The sequence below is a fragment of the Streptosporangium roseum DSM 43021 genome, from assembly GCF_000024865.1.
GTDB lineage: Bacteria > Actinomycetota > Actinomycetes > Streptosporangiales > Streptosporangiaceae > Streptosporangium > Streptosporangium roseum.
Window position 1 is genome coordinate 4563156 of sequence record NC_013595.1, and the last position, 14769, is coordinate 4577924.

The window sequence follows — 14769 nt, forward strand, 5'->3', positions numbered from 1 at the left end:
GATGCGGCGGCCGGTGATCGCCCGTCCTGCCGGGTCTTCCCACCAGATGCTCCCGAGGGGACCGTCGCCTTCAGGTGACGGGGGAATCGGGAGCGGGAGGGCCGTCGAGGCCCGAGCGTGCGGTGCCCTGTCCGGTCTGCGCATCGGAGTTCTCCGTCCGTCGTGTATCGGATGTGCGGTGCGGGAACGGAGGAGTCACCCGCCTGAAGTCGCGCCGGCGCGGCTCGTGAAGGTTCCGCGGGACGTAGGCCTCCACCGTGCTCAGGCCCATCGCGCGCGGCATCGCCGGCCGGTGGTCCAACTGTCCCGGGTGCACCCGAAAGTAGTGCATGGCCCCCGGCGGAAGCCGATAAGACTCACCGTCCAGGAGGAATTCCCATCAACGGTCGATAATTCACGCATCAGCCGCTCCCTTCCATCCCGTGACGGGATCGTCATCGGGCACTACGACGATCCCCGCGTCGGCACCGCAGGCCTGCCGGGTTCCGGGACGGGTGATCCCGGTCAGCAGGTCGGCGACGAGAGCTTCGGCGAACTCCTCGGTCAGCGGCTGGTCGGGGATGAGGAGCCGGTGGCAGCAGGCCGGCGGGGGCGCGCCGCCGGGCTAATGCCGGATGCGGCGGCCGGAGACCTGTTCGGTCCGCACGGTGATGAAATGGCCCCGGTCGCCGGGGGCCCATGTCGTCAGCGGCAGCGCCGACAGCCGGGCGATCTCCGAAGGGTCGCACACGGCTCGCGCGCGGCCCACGGCGGTGACCGACCAGCCGGTGTGCGCCTGCGGGTCGAAGTCGTCGGCCTCGAAGGCCACCACGGCGTCACGGGTGGCGGCGGCGAGCTTGGTGCCCACGCCGGTGTGGATGACGATGTCCTCACCGTCGATGCAGAAGCCGACCGGCTGCACCGCGGGAAGGGCCCGGTCGGTGAAGACGATCCGCCCGATCGGCGTCGAGGCCAGCAGATCGATGCACTCCTGCCGGGAGAGCACGTGCAGCCCGGCCGAATCACGGTTCATACCCTCCAGGCTGGCCGGGTGTCCCGCCGGGGGGCAGGGCCGAAGGTCCCCTCATTTCGGGCGATCGGCCTTCGGCTCCCCGGCGCCGCCCGCGGCCGGCCCGCTCGGCGGCGCCGATGATCCCGGCCCGGAGACGGCAGGCCCGGCACGCGCGCCCCCGCGACCCGGTTGGCCGGGTGGGAGAACCGGTAAGGTCACAGCTGGTGGCGTGTGCTCGCGCCGCATCCGGTCTCCGGCGGGCTCGGCCGCGTCGGCGGTCCTCTCGGTGAGAAAAGGGAGAGCCAGGTTGGTGTATCGCCACGCGACCGTCCGAGGCGACTACGAGGACCTCGCGAGCGGGGCGGTCCTTCACTCGGCGCCCGGATTTCCCGCCTTCCCGGTACGGCTGGCCTCCGAGGCGTTCCAGCGTGCCCTGGCCCTGCGCGGCGGCGGCGGGCCGGCGACGGTGTGGGACCCGTGCTGCGGCAGCGGATACCTGCTGACCGTGATCGGACTTCTCCACCGCGGCCGGATCCAGGCGCTGCTGGCCTCGGACGTCTCCGACGACGCCCTGCGCCTCGCGCGCGCCAACCTCGACCTGCTCGGCCAGGCCGGCCTGTCGGCGAGGGCGGGCGTCCTGCGGGAGAAGGCCGAGCGGTTCGCCAAGCCCTCCTACGCCGCAGCCGCCGAGGCGGCCGGGCGGATCGGCCGGATGCTCGCCGCCGGGGGAGGGGACGTCCCGCACGACGTGCGCCGCGCGGACGTCTTCGATCCGGGCCAGCTGGCGGAGGCCGCCGCCGGGTACGCACCCGACATCGTCGTCACCGACGTGCCCTACGGCGAGCAGACCACGTGGCAGGGGCCTGGCGGCGACAGCGGCGTGCCGGGCATGCTGGCGGCGCTGGCCCCGGTGCTCACCGAGCGGGCGGTGGTCGTCGTGACCGCGCGCGGGCGGAAGGTGCCGCTCGGCGGGCGCATCCGTGCCCGCGAGTCCTTCAAGGTCGGCACCCGGGCGGTCGCCCTCCTCACCGCCGACCAACTCGGTGATCACCTCACGGGCTGAGCCGGTGCGGCGTGACCTCACTCCGGCCGGCCCCGCCCGGGACGGAGGCTGACGACCGCGGGGCCGAGGGACGCGGGGCCGAGGAGTGCGGGGCCGAGGAGTGCCGGGCGGCCCCCGATCCCGCCGGCGCGGGCTCCATGCCGTGTCCGTCGGGGATCGGACCCACCGCAACACGAGACGGTGCGGTCCGTCTTGACGGAATGGCGGCGGGCGGGCATAGTTGGCACCGCTTGCCGAGACGATCCGTCTCGGCAAGCGGTGGAGGGGCCCGTGCTCCAGTCCGCCGCCCGTTCCGGCCGGCCATGCCGGCAGTGAGGAGGACGCCTGTGCGCACCGCCCATCCATCACCCGGCACCCAGCTCGTCCTGTCCGACGTGACCAGGAGATATGACGATCACATCGTCCTCGACCGGGTCTGTCTCACCGTCAAGCCCGGGGAGAGGGTCGGGGTGATCGGCGACAACGGCTCGGGCAAGTCCACGCTGCTGCGCCTCATCGCCGGCCGCGAGCGGCCCGACAACGGCGCCGTCACCGTCACGGCGCCCGGTGGCATCGGATACCTCGCCCAGACCCTCGACCTTCCCGGCGACGCCACCGTGGGCGATGCCATCGATCTGGCACTCGCCGACCTGCGTGACCTGGAGGTCCGCATGCGCCGGGCCGAGGCCGGGCTGGGCGAGGCGACCCCGGCCGGACTGGCGGCCTACGGCGAGCTGGTGGCGCGGTTCGAGGCGCGCGGCGGCTATGAGGCCGACACGCGGGTCGAGGTCGCGCTGCACGGGCTCGGCCAGCCCGGCCTGGACCGGGATCGCCCGATCGGCACGCTGTCGGGCGGGCAGCGGTCGCGGCTCGCGCTCGCCGCGACCCTGGCCGCGGCGCCCGAGCTGCTGCTGCTGGACGAGCCCACCAACGACCTCGACGACGAGGCCGTGGCCTGGCTGGAGGACCACCTGCGCGGCCACCGGGGCACCGTGGTCGCGGTCACCCACGACCGGGTCTTCCTCGACCGCGTCACCTCGGCGATCCTGGAGGTCGACCACGACTCGCGCACCGTCCGCCGCTACGGGAACGGCTACGGCGGGTTCCTCGCGGCGAAGGCGGCCGCCAGGGCGCGCTGGGCGCACGAGCACGAGGCCTGGCGGGCGGATGTGGCCCGCCAGGCGGCGCTGGCCGAGTCCAACATCGGAAGACTGGCCGCCATCCCGCGGAAGGCTCCGGCCGCCTTCAGCGGTGCCGGCGCGTTCCGCGCGAGGTCGCGGGCGCACGGGGCGATGAGCAGGATCCGCAACGCCCGCGAACGCCTGCAGCGGCTCACCGGCGACCCGGTCCCCCCGCTGCCGCGGCCCCTGCGTTTCACCGCCCGCGTCGCCGCCGCCGAGGCCGCCCCCGCCGGTCCGCTCGCGGAGCTGACCGGCGTACGGGTGGACGGCCGCCTGTACGTGGAGTCGCTGCGCGTCCGGCCGGGTGAGCGGCTGCTCGTCACCGGGCCCAACGGAGCGGGCAAGAGCACGCTCATGCAGGTCCTGGCCGGGGAGCTCACGCCGGGTGCCGGCTCGGTCCGCCGCCCCGCGCGCGTCGGTCACCTGCGCCAGCAGGACCTCGCCGGGTACGGCGGGCGCACGGTGCTGGGGGCCTTCGCGGCCGGGCGCCCGGGGAGCCTGGAGCGACACGCCGAGGAGCTGCTGGCGCTGGGGCTCTTCCGCGCGGCCGACCTCGGCAGGCCGGTCGGGGCGCTCTCCGTGGGCCAGCGCCGCAGGATAGAACTGGCCCGGCTGGTGAGCGATCCGGCCGACCTGCTGCTGCTGGACGAGCCGACCAACCACCTGTCTCCGGCCCTGGTGGAGGAACTGGAGCAGGCGCTGGCCCGCTACGAGGGCGCGCTCGTCATCGTCACGCACGACCGGCGCATGCGGGCCGCGTTCACGGGTTCACGGCTGGAGCTGCGGAGCGGCACGGTGACCGGGGCGCGGGCCGCATAGCCGGAGGGCGGCCACAGCCGGAGATCGGCCCGCGGCCGTCAGGACCGGCCGGGCCTCCGGCGTGGGTGGTCCGGAAGGGGGACAGCCTCAGCGCACGGGCTGGCCGATGCCGAGAAGGTTCCCCTCGCTGTCGCGGAACCAGGCGGCCCGTTCGCCGGTGCCGGCCGACGGGTAGTTCCCCTCCACCCGCGCGATGCCGCCGACCGTCCGGAAGCCGGGGACGTCGACCTCCTCGAACACCACGCCCCGGCTCCGCAGCTCCTCGACCACGGCCTCGATGTCGTCGACCTCCCATGCCATCTGGGTGTGGTCGCCCGAGGAGGTGCCGGTCGAGGCGAAAAGCGCGAACCGCCCGCCGCCGCACCGGTAGAGCAGGCCGCCGGGCCGCTCCTCGACCGGTTCGAGGCCGAGCTTCTCCGCGTAGAACGCCCGCGCCCGGTCCAGGTCCTGAGCCGGGAGCCGGGTTGCGACGTGGCTGTGCTTGAGCATGTCACGACCCTGTCACAGCCGGAATCGCCACGCCACCGCAGCGCGCCGGTCCGCTCCGCTACCCGGCGCGCGCGGGCTCGGCACGCTCCGGGAGCTCGCGGGGCCGTGCCCGAGGGGCCGGCCGCCGTACCGGGCCGCACGGATGCCGCGCCGCTGGAGGCGCTCAGCGAGCCGCGCTCGACCGGCGGGACCGGCGGTCTCCAGCAGCCGGCCCGCGCCGGACCCCGCCCGCAGGCCGTACGGCCAGGCCCGTCCCGTTTGACGGCACCTCCTGGGGGAATCCTGACCGCACGATCGGGGGGATCATGTCGAAGACCGTTTCAGAGATGCGGACCGTTTCAGCGAAGACGTCACGACGGTGGACCGGCACGGGGGCGCTGGCGCTCGGTGCGATGCTGGTGACGACCGGGTGCGGAAGCGGCACCCAGCCACCGCCCGCGGCGGCGCCGGTGGTGGCCGTCGCGCCGGTGGCGGCACCGGCCACCACCGGCCCGCAGACCACGCCGGCGCCGGGTGAGCCGGAGGACAGCGGGAGCCCGACCGCTCCGGGCGGCACGACCGGTACGGAGGACCTGCGGCGGGCAGGCGGGGCGGCGCTGAAGGCGGTGCCGGACTCCACGCTGATCTCGATCGAGTCGGAGGAGAACGGCCGGCTCTGGGAGGTTCAGGTGGTCACCGTCGACGGCACCGAGCACGAGCTGGACGTCGAGGCCGGCACCGGCAAAATCGTCGGGAAGCCGCGCGTGGAGGCCGGGGACGCCGGAGACAAGGCCGAGCACAAACGGCGCGTCGAGGAGGCGAAGATCGACTACCTCCAGGCCGCCGCGAAGATCGAGGCCCAGGTGCCGGGCGGGCGCATCACCGAGCTCAGCCTCGACGGCCACAACGGCAAGACCGTGTGGGAGGGCGATGTCGTCGACAGCAGTAGGACCAAGCGCTCCATAATGATCGACGCCCGTGACGGAAGGATCCTCGCGGGCAGGTGACGGTCCCCGTCTCGTGGGCGGTCGGCCCGGGGTGCCCGACGGCGCCCGGCGCCCCTGACCCGCGAGATCACGGTGAGAACGCCCTGCCTCCGGATTCCGTCCGGCTGTGCTCGAAGCCGCGAGCCGTCCTCGTCGCGGGTCACGCCCCCGCGACGAGGGCGGCGGCGTGCTCGCGCGCCTGCCGCAGCCAGGCCGCACGCTCCTGGTCGGTGGAGTCGGTCACCGTACGGAACACGACCCGGCGCATGTCCGTGACCCCCACGTACGGCAGCACGCAGGCCGCCCAGATCCGCTCCAGCGGATCGCCGAACTCGCTCTCCTCGCGCTCGGCGGGGGTGTCGGAGGTGTTGAGGACCAGCGTCCGCCCGGCCCGCAGCAGCCCGGCCGGCTCCCCGTCGGAGGTGCCCAGCTTGTAGGCGACGCCCGGAACGAGCACCCGCTGCACCCACCCGGTGAGGACGGCCGGCGGCATGCCCCACCAGTTGGGATGTACGAAGACCAGGGCGTCCATGTCGGCGACCTCGGCGCGGTGCCGCCGGACCTGCTCATCCGCCGACGGCGTGGCCGCCGCCACGGTCTCCGTCTCCGCGGCGGCGAGCACCGGGTCGAAGCCCTCGGCGCACAGGTCATGCGGGCGGACATCGGCGCCCCACCCGCGCAACTCGTCGACGACGGCGTCGAACAAGGCGTGGTTGAAGCTGCCCGGCCGGGGGTGTGCCAGGTATACCGCGATGCGCATCTTCTACGGCGTCCGTTCGCTCTCTGAGGTGTCGGCTGACCCCTTGATGAGATCATGGACCGCCCATGCCGCCACATGTGGGGATGGAGGCCGCGATCAACACCGTATGGCTGCTTCAACGAATCAATGCGGCGGATTACGGAAACGCGCTAGCGCTGGAAGGCGTATGTGATTCCCCCCGTGGTCACCGTGCCGCTGCCCTGGTCGAGCACGACATCGGAAGACCTCGACCTCTCCCCCCGGCACCGACGCGCCAGACCGGTCTACGCGGTTAAATGCGAAGAGCCAATGAATGTCGCCCGGATTCTCGCGCCTCGGGCGCAACCGGCGGTCTTCGGGGGAACGGTGATGGTCGGTGGTGTTCGGCTTGTCAGGCGCGGTCGTGGAGAGTGACTTGGTAGCCGTCGGGGTCGGCGAAGGTGAATGTCCGGCCGAAGGGGCCGTCAACCGGTGCGGAGACGATGGTGTGACCGTCGGCGACGAGAGCATCGTGGATGGCCTGGACGTCGGTGGCGTGGAGCCAGATCGCGGCACCGATGCCGGGCTGGGCAACGGATGCGAGATCGGTGCCGGGAACGACGTCGCGGAGTGCGAACGCGATCGGCTCCGTCTCGAAGACGACGGCGTGCGGAGGCCCGGCCTGCGAGCGGACGAGGCCGAGGTACTGCTCGTAGAACGCCTGCGAAGCGTCGAGGTCGCGCGCCTGGAGCGAGATGAAGTCGGGGCCGGTGGCGGGCATGATGATGCTCCTTCTCTTCGTGTCAGATTCCTGACACAGGCCAATGTATGTCAGAATTCTGACATGAGTCAAAACGGTGTCGGCGTCGACCTGGACAAATCACTGGGCTACCTGCTGAAAGAGGCTTCGAGCGCCCTGCGCGCGGCCATGGAGGAGGTGCTGCGGCCACTCGGGATGAGCGTGACGCACTACTCCTGCCTCGAGCTGCTGGCTCAACGGCCGGGCTTGTCGAACTCCGAGCTCGCGCGTGGCGCGTTCGTGACACGGCAGTCGATGAACGTGCTGCTCCAGGCCCTGGAACGAGAGGGCTACGTGACCAGGCCCGCGGAGGCGCCCGTCGGGAAGGTTCTTCCCGCGCGGCTCACGCCTCGCGGCCGACGGAGCCTGGAGAAGGCGACCGTGGCGGTCCGGTCCGTCGAGGTCAGAATGCTGGCCGGCATGACCGAGGCCGAGCAGTCGGGCGCGTTCCGGATCCTGCAGAGCATGATCCATTCCCTGCGCGATGGCAACGACGGTGCATAGCTCGTTCCTCGGCGCACGTCTCGCCGCGCCCGGACAGGAGCGCAGCCGAGCGTGGAAATCCGTGCAGGCGACCTCGAAAGAGGACGGCAAGAAGCCGGCCTGCGCCAAGTCCTGGAGGACGGCGAGAAGGTCGTGGACGGCGACCGTACGGCTGCGCGAGGGCCGGGTCGTCACGGTCGGCGGAACCCAGGGGGTTCCGGAGCTGTGACCCAGGTCTGTCAATACCTCGCAGGTCACCTCCTTGGTGGACTCCGTGCAGACGCGGCAGGCCGTTCCCGGGCGGAATCGTTGGAGGCATGCGACTATCCAGACTTCAAATCGCGGCGTCGACCGCGTCCGTGCTCACGTTCATCGCCGCACTGGCCACAGAGGCGCTGCCCTCGCTGCCCTACACCACCGGGTTCGCGCCGCATTGGGTGACGGCCGCCGCCGCCCTGGCCGGTGCGGGCTTCGCCTTCTTCGAACGGCCGGTCGCCGTGGGCTGGCTCTCGTCGGTGCTGCTGCTCTGGTCGGCGGGTGGGCTGGTGCTCGACTGCTTCCGCGCGTTCTTCGTGGTGACCGGGATACCGGCGGGGGAGTTCGCTCGGGTGGACGGGCCCGGGATGGCGGGACGGGCACTCAGCCTCGCTGCCACCGGGCTCGTCGGGGCGCTGGTGCTGCGGCGCACCCGGCTGCCGAGCGGGCCGTGGCTCGGTTACACGGCCTTCGCGCTCGGGTTCATCTATCCGACGGTCAAGCTGTACTGGTCGCTGGGCGGGTCGTTCCTGCGCCCCGCCGACTACTCCGAGGGATTTCCGTACGGCGAGTTGATCATGCTGGCCATCGGGGCGGTCGGGTCGTTGGCCCTCGTTCAGGCGTGGGGGAGGCGGCTGCCGCGCGGGCTGGTGCTGTCCGGCGGTTGGACGGGAGCCGCTATGTTGAGCACGATGGGAAGCATGTCCGTGTTCGGCACCCTCTCGCAACTCATGGGCGTGACCGACGGGCCGGTGCCGCTCGGTGACGCCTCAGCGGTCGTCATGGTCTCCTGCGTGTACGGGAGCTGGCTGCTGTTCGGGCTCGCGGTGGCCGGGGCCACGCTGGCCTACCAGCGGCAGACCGCCAGGGTGCTCGCGCGATGACGCGGTGGGTGGCGGGGCCGCGGGCGTTCGACGCTGTGGCCGCGTTCGTGGTCGGGACGCCACTGTTCCTGCTCTCGGTCGTGGTGGCGGTGCTGTCGGTGCCGGGGGAGCGGGCGGCGATCCTGGTGGCGGCCTGCCTGCTGGCGCACGTGGCGTTCGCCTTCCGCCGGGACCTGCGCGCATTCTTCGTGATCGCCGTGGCGCTGGCCGTACAAGCGGTCGTGACCGGGCTCTTCATCGTCTTGCCGACCGTCGTGCTCTTCCCGCTCGCCCTCTACTCCTGCACCGCGTACGGCAGGTCGTACCTGCCCGTGGCCGTGGGACTGGCGGGGGCGGGACTGGCGGCGGCCAGGTTCGCCACGGACTCCAGCGTCGCGGCCGCCCATCTGGGACCGGATCCGTGGATGCTGCTGGGTCTTCTGGCGGCCATTGTGGTGGCGGCCTGGGGGCTCGGCCTGTACCGCAGGACTCAGCTCGCCTACGTCGACCTCCTGAAGGAACAGGCCGCCGTGTCAGCCGCTCAGGCCACCCTGGCGGAACGGGCCAGGATCGCCCGCGAGATGCACGACGTAGTGGCCCACGCCCTGGCCGTCATCGTCGCCCAGGCCAGAGGCGGGCGACTGATCCCCGACCGCGCCGCCGAGGTGCTGGCCACGGTGGAGGAGACCGGACGCCAAGCGCTCACCGAGATGCGCGGTCTGGTCGGCGTGCTCCGCTCGGACACCGCCGTCAGCTCCGAGGCCGGCGATCTGCGGCCGCAACCGGGGCTGGCCGAGCTCCCGGAACTGCTGGACCGGACTCGCGCGGCCGGGCTCGCGGTGACCATGACCACCTCCGGCAGGGCGCGGCCGATCGGGCCGGGGGCGGAGCTGGCGCTCTACCGGGTGGTCCAGGAGGCGTTGACCAACACGCTCAAGCACGCGGGCGGCGGAGCGAGCTCGTCGGTCGGATTGTCGTGGACGCCGGTGCACCTGGAAGTGACCGTGGCGGACGACGGCCGGGCTCCCACACCGACCGCGGGCACGGTGCCGGGCAACGGGCTGGCCGGGATGCGCGAGAGACTGCTGGCAGTCGGTGGCACGCTCTCCGCCGGGGCCGCAGGGGAGCGGGGCTTCGTGGTGACGGCCCGCTTGCCGTACCAGAAAGGCGCAGTGTGACGATCCGGGTGTTCGTGGTGGACGATCAGGACCTCGTGCGTACCGGCACGATCATGGTCATCCAGGCTCAGGGCGACATGACCGTCGTGGGGGAGGCGCGCGACGGCCTCGAAGCCCTGGCCGGGCTCGGGAAGGTCGTCGCCGACGTGGTGCTCATGGACGTGCGGATGCCTCTCCTCGACGGTGTGGAGGCCACTCGCAGGCTCCTGGCCGGGGCCGGGGCCGGGCCCAAGGTCATCGTGCTCACTACGTTCGACCTGGACGAATACGCCTTCGCCGCGCTCCGTGCGGGCGCCTCGGGGTTCCTGCTCAAGGACGCGCCCGCCGAGGAGATCGTGGCCGCCGTCCGGACCGTGCACGAGGGCGACGCGGTCATCGCACCCTCCACCACCCGGCGGCTGCTCGACCACGTCGCCCCCACCCTGCCGCTGCCGGCCGATCCGCCCGTCCCCCTCACGGACCGAGAGCGGGAGGTCCTCCGGCACATCGCGCAGGGCGAGACGAACGCCGAGATCGCCGGGTGCCTCTTCCTCTCGGAGGGCACGGTCAAGACCCACGTCGGTCGCATCCTGGCCAAGCTCCAGCTCCGCGACCGCGTCCAGGCGGTCATCTGGGCCTACGAACATGGCCAGATCCCCCGCGTATGAGCTCTGCACGGATCGTGGCCAGGTCCGGGAGGGTCAGTGGCGGCGGCGTTCCGCCCCGGTCACGTCATGTGCCCACCCCGAAGGAGATCTCGGGGGAGTGGCGGGCGGTGCCGTGCGGGCCGTCGCCGAGATAGAAGCGGACGTTCATGGTGCGCCGGGCCGGGTCGAACACGCTGCGCCACAGGGTCCGCCACGGTTCTTCGGGGACGGCCGGCATGGATACCGCGTCCAGCGCCTGGCGCAGGCCGTCGGCCGACAGCGGTCCGACGGTCCGCTTGGCCAGTGTGCGGGCGCGCTCGTAGGTGTGGAAGGACTCCGGGGTGTCTTCGGGGAGCCGGGTGACGTCGGGGTGCCGGTGCAGCGGGTGGTTGGTGGCGCACAGCGGTCCGGCGGCGGCTTCGATGATGTGTTCGCTGTCCTGGGCGCCGCGCTCCCAGACGAAGGACCGGCCGGAGGCGTCGGCGATCAGGTAGTGGCAGGGAGCGCCTTCGCTGTACTGCTTGGCACCCAGCAGTGCTCGTTTGGCCTGTTCGACGTTCTGGCAGGTGTCCAGCAGGAATCGGGGTAGCTGGGTGACGTTGAGCCCGGCCTGCGGCACGGGCGGGCCCGCGGGCGGCTCGGTGGCGGCCACGTCACCGAGCAGAAGCACCACGGTCAGGCCGCTCTCGTTGATGCCTTCGGTGCAGCCGTCCAGATCGGACATGGTCAGGACGGTGGAGGCCGGCCCGTCGTCGGGGATGGTGGTGATGACACAGGGGCGTGCGGCCATCGGCACTCCTGTCCCCATGGGCTGGGTCCGGTGAGCGAGGCCATCAGGTCCGGGGCGCTGAGGGTGAAGAAATCGTAGTTGCGGGCGATCCTGCCGCGCCCGTCGGTGGCGTGGGCGGGCGGGCACCAGACCGCCGAGCAGGCCGATCCCGAGGGCAGGGCGGGGATGTCGTCCAGGCGGAACCGATCGTCGCCGGGGTCGATGCCGAATGCGGCGGCGACCCCGGCGAGGCGGGCGTGATGCTGGGGCCAGTTGCGTTCGAACCAGGTCGAGCGTGCCTGGTTGATCAACGGATCGGTCTCGGCGGGCAGCCAGCCCGCGCTCGTGCGGGCCTCTTCGGCCAGTGCCCGGCCGATCTGTTCCTGGCTGCCCCGTAGCACCATGTGCCGGACGGTCATGAAATCGTCGTGACCGCCGGCCACGATGGAAATTTCGTTCATGGCGGCCACTTTCGTCCGGCGTGCTGACCAACGGCTGACCGGTCGCTGACCGGTCGCTGGCCGGGCTTCCCCGGCGGCGTGGTTCTGATGACCACCGTGGAGGCCGGGCGGTGGCCGTACGGCCCGGCGGGGCGCGGTTTCACACGGACCGCGGGCCGCGGAGCCGGTGGATCAACGTCCTGGACGATCTATGCTTGGGGCAGGCATCGCGTCAACGCCGCGCCGGGCCGCCTATGCCCCGGCTGTTCCACCATGAGGTCGGCGATCCGCTCGCGTCCCGGTGGGAGCCGATCACGGGGCGGGTCCGGTGGCCACGCCGGCCCGCGCTCCGGCCGCCGCGATGCCGTGACCGTCCCGGTGGTTCCCCTTGGAGGTTTGGCAGGTGCCGACGTTGGTCCGACCTGTCCCGTACCCCCCGACGACGGAGCCGGCCCGTGCCGCCGAGCCGCTCCGGCACGCGCGGCTCGCCGGACGCGCGGGGCTCACCATGATCGGGGTCGCCGTGGCGACCATGCTGGCCGTCGCCCTCCTCGGGCCGTCCGCGGCGGTGCCCGACCTCGGTGGCGGTGATCCGCCCTGGTCCTTCCGGGCCGCCCCCTCCGACACGCTGGTGATCCAGTTGAGCTGGGCGGCCGTCATCATCGGCGGGCTGGGCGTGGGTGCCGGGCTGTACGGGCTGCGCCGGAGATGGCGTCCGGCGCGAGGGGTCCTTCTCGCCGGCACGGTGATCGCCGTCCTCACCCTCACGCTCGTACCGCCCGCCGGATCGACGGACGTGCTCAACTACGCGGTCTACGGGCGCATCGCCGCCCTCGGACACGACCCGTACGTGCTGACCCCGGCATGGCTGCACAAGATGGCGGACCCGGTCGGTGAGCTGGCCCCCCTGGCGTGGCGCAACACACCCTCGGTGTACGGGCCTCTGGCGACCTGGGCGCAGATGGCCGGTTCGTGGCTCGGCGGCGGGACGATGGCCGGCACCGTGCTCGCCCTCAAGGTCATGACAGGCCTGGCGTTCCTGCTGTCCGCGTACATGCTCGACCGGCTGGCGGGACCGGACCGCGACCGGCGCGTCCGCGCCCACCTGCTGTGGAGCCTCAACCCGCTGATGCTGTGGCACGTGGTGCTGGGCGGCCACATCGACGGCCTGGGAGCGTTCTTCCTCGTCGCGGCCTTCCTCGCCCTGCGCGGGGGCGGCGTGGTCGCGGGCCTGGCGGCGGGGGCGCTGCTCGGCGCGGCGGCCGCCGTCAAGGCGCCGTTCATCCTCGCCGGCGCCGGCCTGGCCTGGGCGGCCCGCCGGTCGATGACCACTTTCCTGGCAATGGTGATGGGCGCGTGCACTGCGCTGGTCGTGGCGTACGCGACGCAGGGCCCGGAGGCCTTCGGGAACCTGGTCGGCAAGATCGGTTCCCGCTCGCTGGCCGATCCGTGGCGTGTGATCACCGACGCGCTGGGCCTGGGCGCGCGGTCGTCCACCCTGGAGGGGCAGCTCGCCCTCGGTGCCGCCCTCCTCATCGGTCTCCTGCTGTGCCGGCGGCTCCCTCCGGGACCGCCCGGCCTGGCCTCCGTACGCCCGGCGCTGGCGTGGTGCCTGTGCTGGCTGCTCACCTCTCCGGTGCAGCATCCCTGGTACGACGCCCTGCTGTTCCCCCTGCTGGCACTCATGCCGGCCGGCCGCCTCGACGGGCTGCTGATCACCCGCGGCATCATGACGAGCCTCATCTACCTGCCCGGTGCCGTCGGCCTCCTCCAGCTCCAGCCCACCGCGCTGACCCGGTGGATCGCCGAGACCTACCGCCCGTGGATCGCTCCGCTGGCCGCCGACCTCCTCATCCTCTGCGTCATCGCGCTGAGCTTCGCCGGCGCCCTCCGCTCCCGGGCGCTGCCGCCCGCCGCCGGTGACTACGATCATGCGAATGGACAGCCGCTGCCTGGCCGATGAGATCGGCCGGGTGTCTCAGGACGGGTATGACGGCCGGCGGATCGAGCCGCTGACGCACAACACCGCCAACGAGGTCACCCGGGGCGTACGGCGACGCCGTGGCGGGGTGACCTCGGCGCCCGCGCCGGGCGTGTCTCCGGCCTACCGGTCGGCTCCCACCCCGTTGGGTGCGGCCCGGTCCAGGACGGCGGCGTCCGGGAGGCACTGGTCGGCCGGCGCAGGCAGACCGGCGGAGAGCGCCGGGGTGGCGTTCGCGGTGGCCGGGGTGGCGTTCGCGACGGCCGGGCCGGCGGGCGGCTGGGGCTCGGGGGGTGTCGCCCGTTCCAGGAAGCGGAGCAGTTCGACGGGGAAGGGCAGCACGAGGGTGGAGTTCTTCTCGGCGGCGACTTCGACGACGGTCTGGAGCAGGCGCAGCTGCAGCGCGGCGGGGTGCAGGGCCATCGTCTCGGCGGCCTGGGCCAGCTTCTGCGAGGCCTGCAGCTCACCCTCGGCGGTGATGACGCGGGAGCGCCGTTCGCGTTCCGCCTCGGCCTGCCGCGACATGGACCGCTTCATCGAGTCCGGCAGTGCCACGTCCTTGATCTCGACGCGGTCGATGTGCACGCCCCAGCCCACGGCCGGGCTGTCGATCATCAGTTCCAGCCCCTGGTTGAGCCGTTCCCGGTTCGACAGCAGGTCGTCCAGCTCGCTCTTGCCGATGATCGAGCGCAGCGAGGCCATCGCGACCTGGCGGATGGCGGCCTCGTAGTCCTGGACGTCGACGACCACGCGCATCGGGTCGACGACCCGGAAGTAGATGACGGCGTCCACGTGAACCGTCACGTTGTCACGGGTTATGCCGTCCTGGGCGGGCACCGGCATGGTGACGATCTGCATGTTGACCTTCTGCAGGCGGTCGGCGACCGGCATGATCACGGCGAGCCCGGGACCACGGATCTCGGAGCGGACCTGCCCGAACCGGAAGACGACGCCCCGCTCGAACTGCTTGACGATCCGGACACTCGTCCCGAGCAACATCGCGCCCAGTGTCAGGATCGCGATCAGTGCGGAGGTGACGACGGTGATCATTTCATCCTCCCTTGTCCCCCTCGGTCCCGCCGGCCCGACTCTCCCGGCGGCCCGGCGGCCTCTTGGATCGGTGACCGGTTCCACCGGCCCCGCCCGGGGCGGGCAGGCCGGCCGATCACG

The 14769-nt window shown here is 72.4% G+C and carries 17 protein-coding genes; 9 read left to right on the forward strand and 8 right to left on the reverse strand.

The annotated features are described in order from the left end of the window. Positions 1-70 precede the first annotated feature (70 nt). Both SROS_RS47535 and SROS_RS19925 read right to left on the reverse strand, forming a co-directional pair. Positions 71-367, reverse strand: coding sequence for a beta-galactosidase (locus SROS_RS47535; protein WP_425358636.1), 297 nt, complete (start codon positions 365-367; stop codon positions 71-73). A gap of 237 nt (positions 368-604) precedes the next feature. Continuing rightward, the gene (locus SROS_RS19925; RefSeq protein WP_012890754.1) at positions 605-1012 is read right to left on the reverse strand and encodes a pyridoxamine 5'-phosphate oxidase family protein; all 408 of its coding nucleotides are present in this window, start codon (positions 1010-1012) and stop codon (positions 605-607) included. 286 nt (positions 1013-1298) lie between these two features. On the opposite strand from SROS_RS19925, the gene SROS_RS19930 reads away from it, so the two are divergent. Next, the gene (locus SROS_RS19930) at positions 1299-2054 is read left to right on the forward strand and encodes an rRNA methyltransferase (protein WP_043652404.1); all 756 of its coding nucleotides are present in this window, start codon (positions 1299-1301) and stop codon (positions 2052-2054) included. 302 nt (positions 2055-2356) lie between these two features. Next, positions 2357-4033 (forward strand): TlrC/CarA/OleB/SrmB family ABC-F type ribosomal protection protein, encoded by a 1677-nt coding sequence (locus SROS_RS19935; RefSeq protein WP_043652407.1) that lies wholly within the window; start codon positions 2357-2359, stop codon positions 4031-4033. An 87-nt stretch (positions 4034-4120) separates the two neighbouring features. Here SROS_RS19935 and SROS_RS19940 read toward each other — a convergent pair whose 3' ends face one another. Then, entirely contained in the window at positions 4121-4522 is a 402-nt protein-coding gene (locus tag SROS_RS19940; protein WP_012890757.1) for a VOC family protein, read from the reverse strand. A gap of 326 nt (positions 4523-4848) precedes the next feature. Here SROS_RS19940 and SROS_RS19945 point away from each other — a divergent pair, with 326 nt between their 5' ends. Continuing rightward, entirely contained in the window at positions 4849-5508 is a 660-nt protein-coding gene (locus SROS_RS19945) for a PepSY domain-containing protein (RefSeq protein WP_148269136.1), read from the forward strand. 139 nt (positions 5509-5647) lie between these two features. Here the strand turns inward: SROS_RS19945 and SROS_RS19950 are convergent, their stop codons facing one another. Both SROS_RS19950 and SROS_RS19955 read right to left on the reverse strand, forming a co-directional pair. Continuing rightward, positions 5648-6247, reverse strand: a complete 600-nt coding sequence (locus SROS_RS19950; protein ID WP_012890759.1) for an NAD(P)H-dependent oxidoreductase — start codon at positions 6245-6247, stop codon at positions 5648-5650. A 370-nt stretch (positions 6248-6617) separates the two neighbouring features. After that, positions 6618-6986, reverse strand: a complete 369-nt coding sequence (locus SROS_RS19955; RefSeq protein ID WP_012890760.1) for a VOC family protein — start codon at positions 6984-6986, stop codon at positions 6618-6620. Between the two features lie 63 nt (positions 6987-7049). On the opposite strand from SROS_RS19955, the gene SROS_RS19960 reads away from it, so the two are divergent. The 5 genes from SROS_RS19960 (at position 7050) to SROS_RS19975 (ending at position 10430) form a co-directional block, all read left to right on the forward strand. After that, entirely contained in the window at positions 7050-7508 is a 459-nt protein-coding gene (locus tag SROS_RS19960; RefSeq protein WP_012890761.1) for a MarR family winged helix-turn-helix transcriptional regulator, read from the forward strand. Between the two features lie 61 nt (positions 7509-7569). After that, positions 7570-7716, forward strand: coding sequence for a hypothetical protein (locus tag SROS_RS51015; RefSeq protein ID WP_169369318.1), 147 nt, complete (start codon positions 7570-7572; stop codon positions 7714-7716). Positions 7717-7804: 88 nt separating this feature from the next. Then, positions 7805-8626 carry a hypothetical protein gene (locus SROS_RS47540; RefSeq protein ID WP_012890762.1) on the forward strand — a complete coding sequence of 274 codons (822 nt, stop codon included), beginning with the start codon at positions 7805-7807 and terminating at the stop codon, positions 8624-8626. After that, the gene (locus SROS_RS19970) at positions 8623-9783 is read left to right on the forward strand and encodes a sensor histidine kinase (RefSeq protein ID WP_012890763.1); all 1161 of its coding nucleotides are present in this window, start codon (positions 8623-8625) and stop codon (positions 9781-9783) included. Before SROS_RS47540 ends, SROS_RS19970 begins: the two co-directional genes overlap by 4 nt. Next, positions 9780-10430, forward strand: a complete 651-nt coding sequence (locus SROS_RS19975) for a response regulator (RefSeq protein ID WP_012890764.1) — start codon at positions 9780-9782, stop codon at positions 10428-10430. Before SROS_RS19970 ends, SROS_RS19975 begins: the two co-directional genes overlap by 4 nt. 64 nt (positions 10431-10494) lie before the next feature. On the opposite strand, the gene SROS_RS52200 is transcribed toward SROS_RS19975, so the two are convergent. Both SROS_RS52200 and SROS_RS52205 read right to left on the reverse strand, forming a co-directional pair. Then, positions 10495-11199, reverse strand: a complete 705-nt coding sequence (locus tag SROS_RS52200) for a carcinine hydrolase/isopenicillin-N N-acyltransferase family protein (RefSeq protein ID WP_218919878.1) — start codon at positions 11197-11199, stop codon at positions 10495-10497. Beyond that, on the reverse strand, positions 11136-11639 hold the full coding sequence (locus tag SROS_RS52205) for a C45 family peptidase (protein WP_218919879.1): 504 nt from the start codon (positions 11637-11639) through the stop codon (positions 11136-11138). Before SROS_RS52205 ends, SROS_RS52200 begins: the two co-directional genes overlap by 64 nt. Positions 11640-12030: 391 nt before the next feature. Here SROS_RS52205 and SROS_RS19990 point away from each other — a divergent pair, with 391 nt between their 5' ends. Further along, on the forward strand, positions 12031-13581 hold the full coding sequence (locus tag SROS_RS19990; RefSeq protein ID WP_148269137.1) for an MptA/MptB family glycosyltransferase: 1551 nt from the start codon (positions 12031-12033) through the stop codon (positions 13579-13581). A 141-nt stretch (positions 13582-13722) separates the two neighbouring features. On the opposite strand, the gene SROS_RS19995 is transcribed toward SROS_RS19990, so the two are convergent. Beyond that, positions 13723-14649 (reverse strand): slipin family protein, encoded by a 927-nt coding sequence (locus SROS_RS19995; protein ID WP_012890766.1) that lies wholly within the window; start codon positions 14647-14649, stop codon positions 13723-13725. Positions 14650-14769: the final 120 nt, after the last annotated feature.

Coding starts and splice junctions, on each gene's coding strand:
- SROS_RS19925 (WP_012890754.1), bottom strand. CDS start 1,012: ATGAACCGTGATTCGGCCGGGCTGCACGTGCTCTCCCGGCAGGAGTGC.
- SROS_RS19935 (WP_043652407.1), top strand. CDS start 2,357: ATGCCGGCAGTGAGGAGGACGCCTGTGCGCACCGCCCATCCATCACCC.
- SROS_RS19940 (WP_012890757.1), bottom strand. CDS start 4,522: ATGCTCAAGCACAGCCACGTCGCAACCCGGCTCCCGGCTCAGGACCTG.
- SROS_RS19945 (WP_148269136.1), top strand. CDS start 4,849: ATGCGGACCGTTTCAGCGAAGACGTCACGACGGTGGACCGGCACGGGG.
- SROS_RS19950 (WP_012890759.1), bottom strand. CDS start 6,247: ATGCGCATCGCGGTATACCTGGCACACCCCCGGCCGGGCAGCTTCAAC.
- SROS_RS19955 (WP_012890760.1), bottom strand. CDS start 6,986: ATGCCCGCCACCGGCCCCGACTTCATCTCGCTCCAGGCGCGCGACCTC.
- SROS_RS19960 (WP_012890761.1), top strand. CDS start 7,050: ATGAGTCAAAACGGTGTCGGCGTCGACCTGGACAAATCACTGGGCTAC.
- SROS_RS47540 (WP_012890762.1), top strand. CDS start 7,805: ATGCGACTATCCAGACTTCAAATCGCGGCGTCGACCGCGTCCGTGCTC.
- SROS_RS19970 (WP_012890763.1), top strand. CDS start 8,623: ATGACGCGGTGGGTGGCGGGGCCGCGGGCGTTCGACGCTGTGGCCGCG.
- SROS_RS52200 (WP_218919878.1), bottom strand. CDS start 11,199: ATGGCCGCACGCCCCTGTGTCATCACCACCATCCCCGACGACGGGCCG.
- SROS_RS52205 (WP_218919879.1), bottom strand. CDS start 11,639: ATGAACGAAATTTCCATCGTGGCCGGCGGTCACGACGATTTCATGACC.
- SROS_RS19995 (WP_012890766.1), bottom strand. CDS start 14,649: ATGATCACCGTCGTCACCTCCGCACTGATCGCGATCCTGACACTGGGC.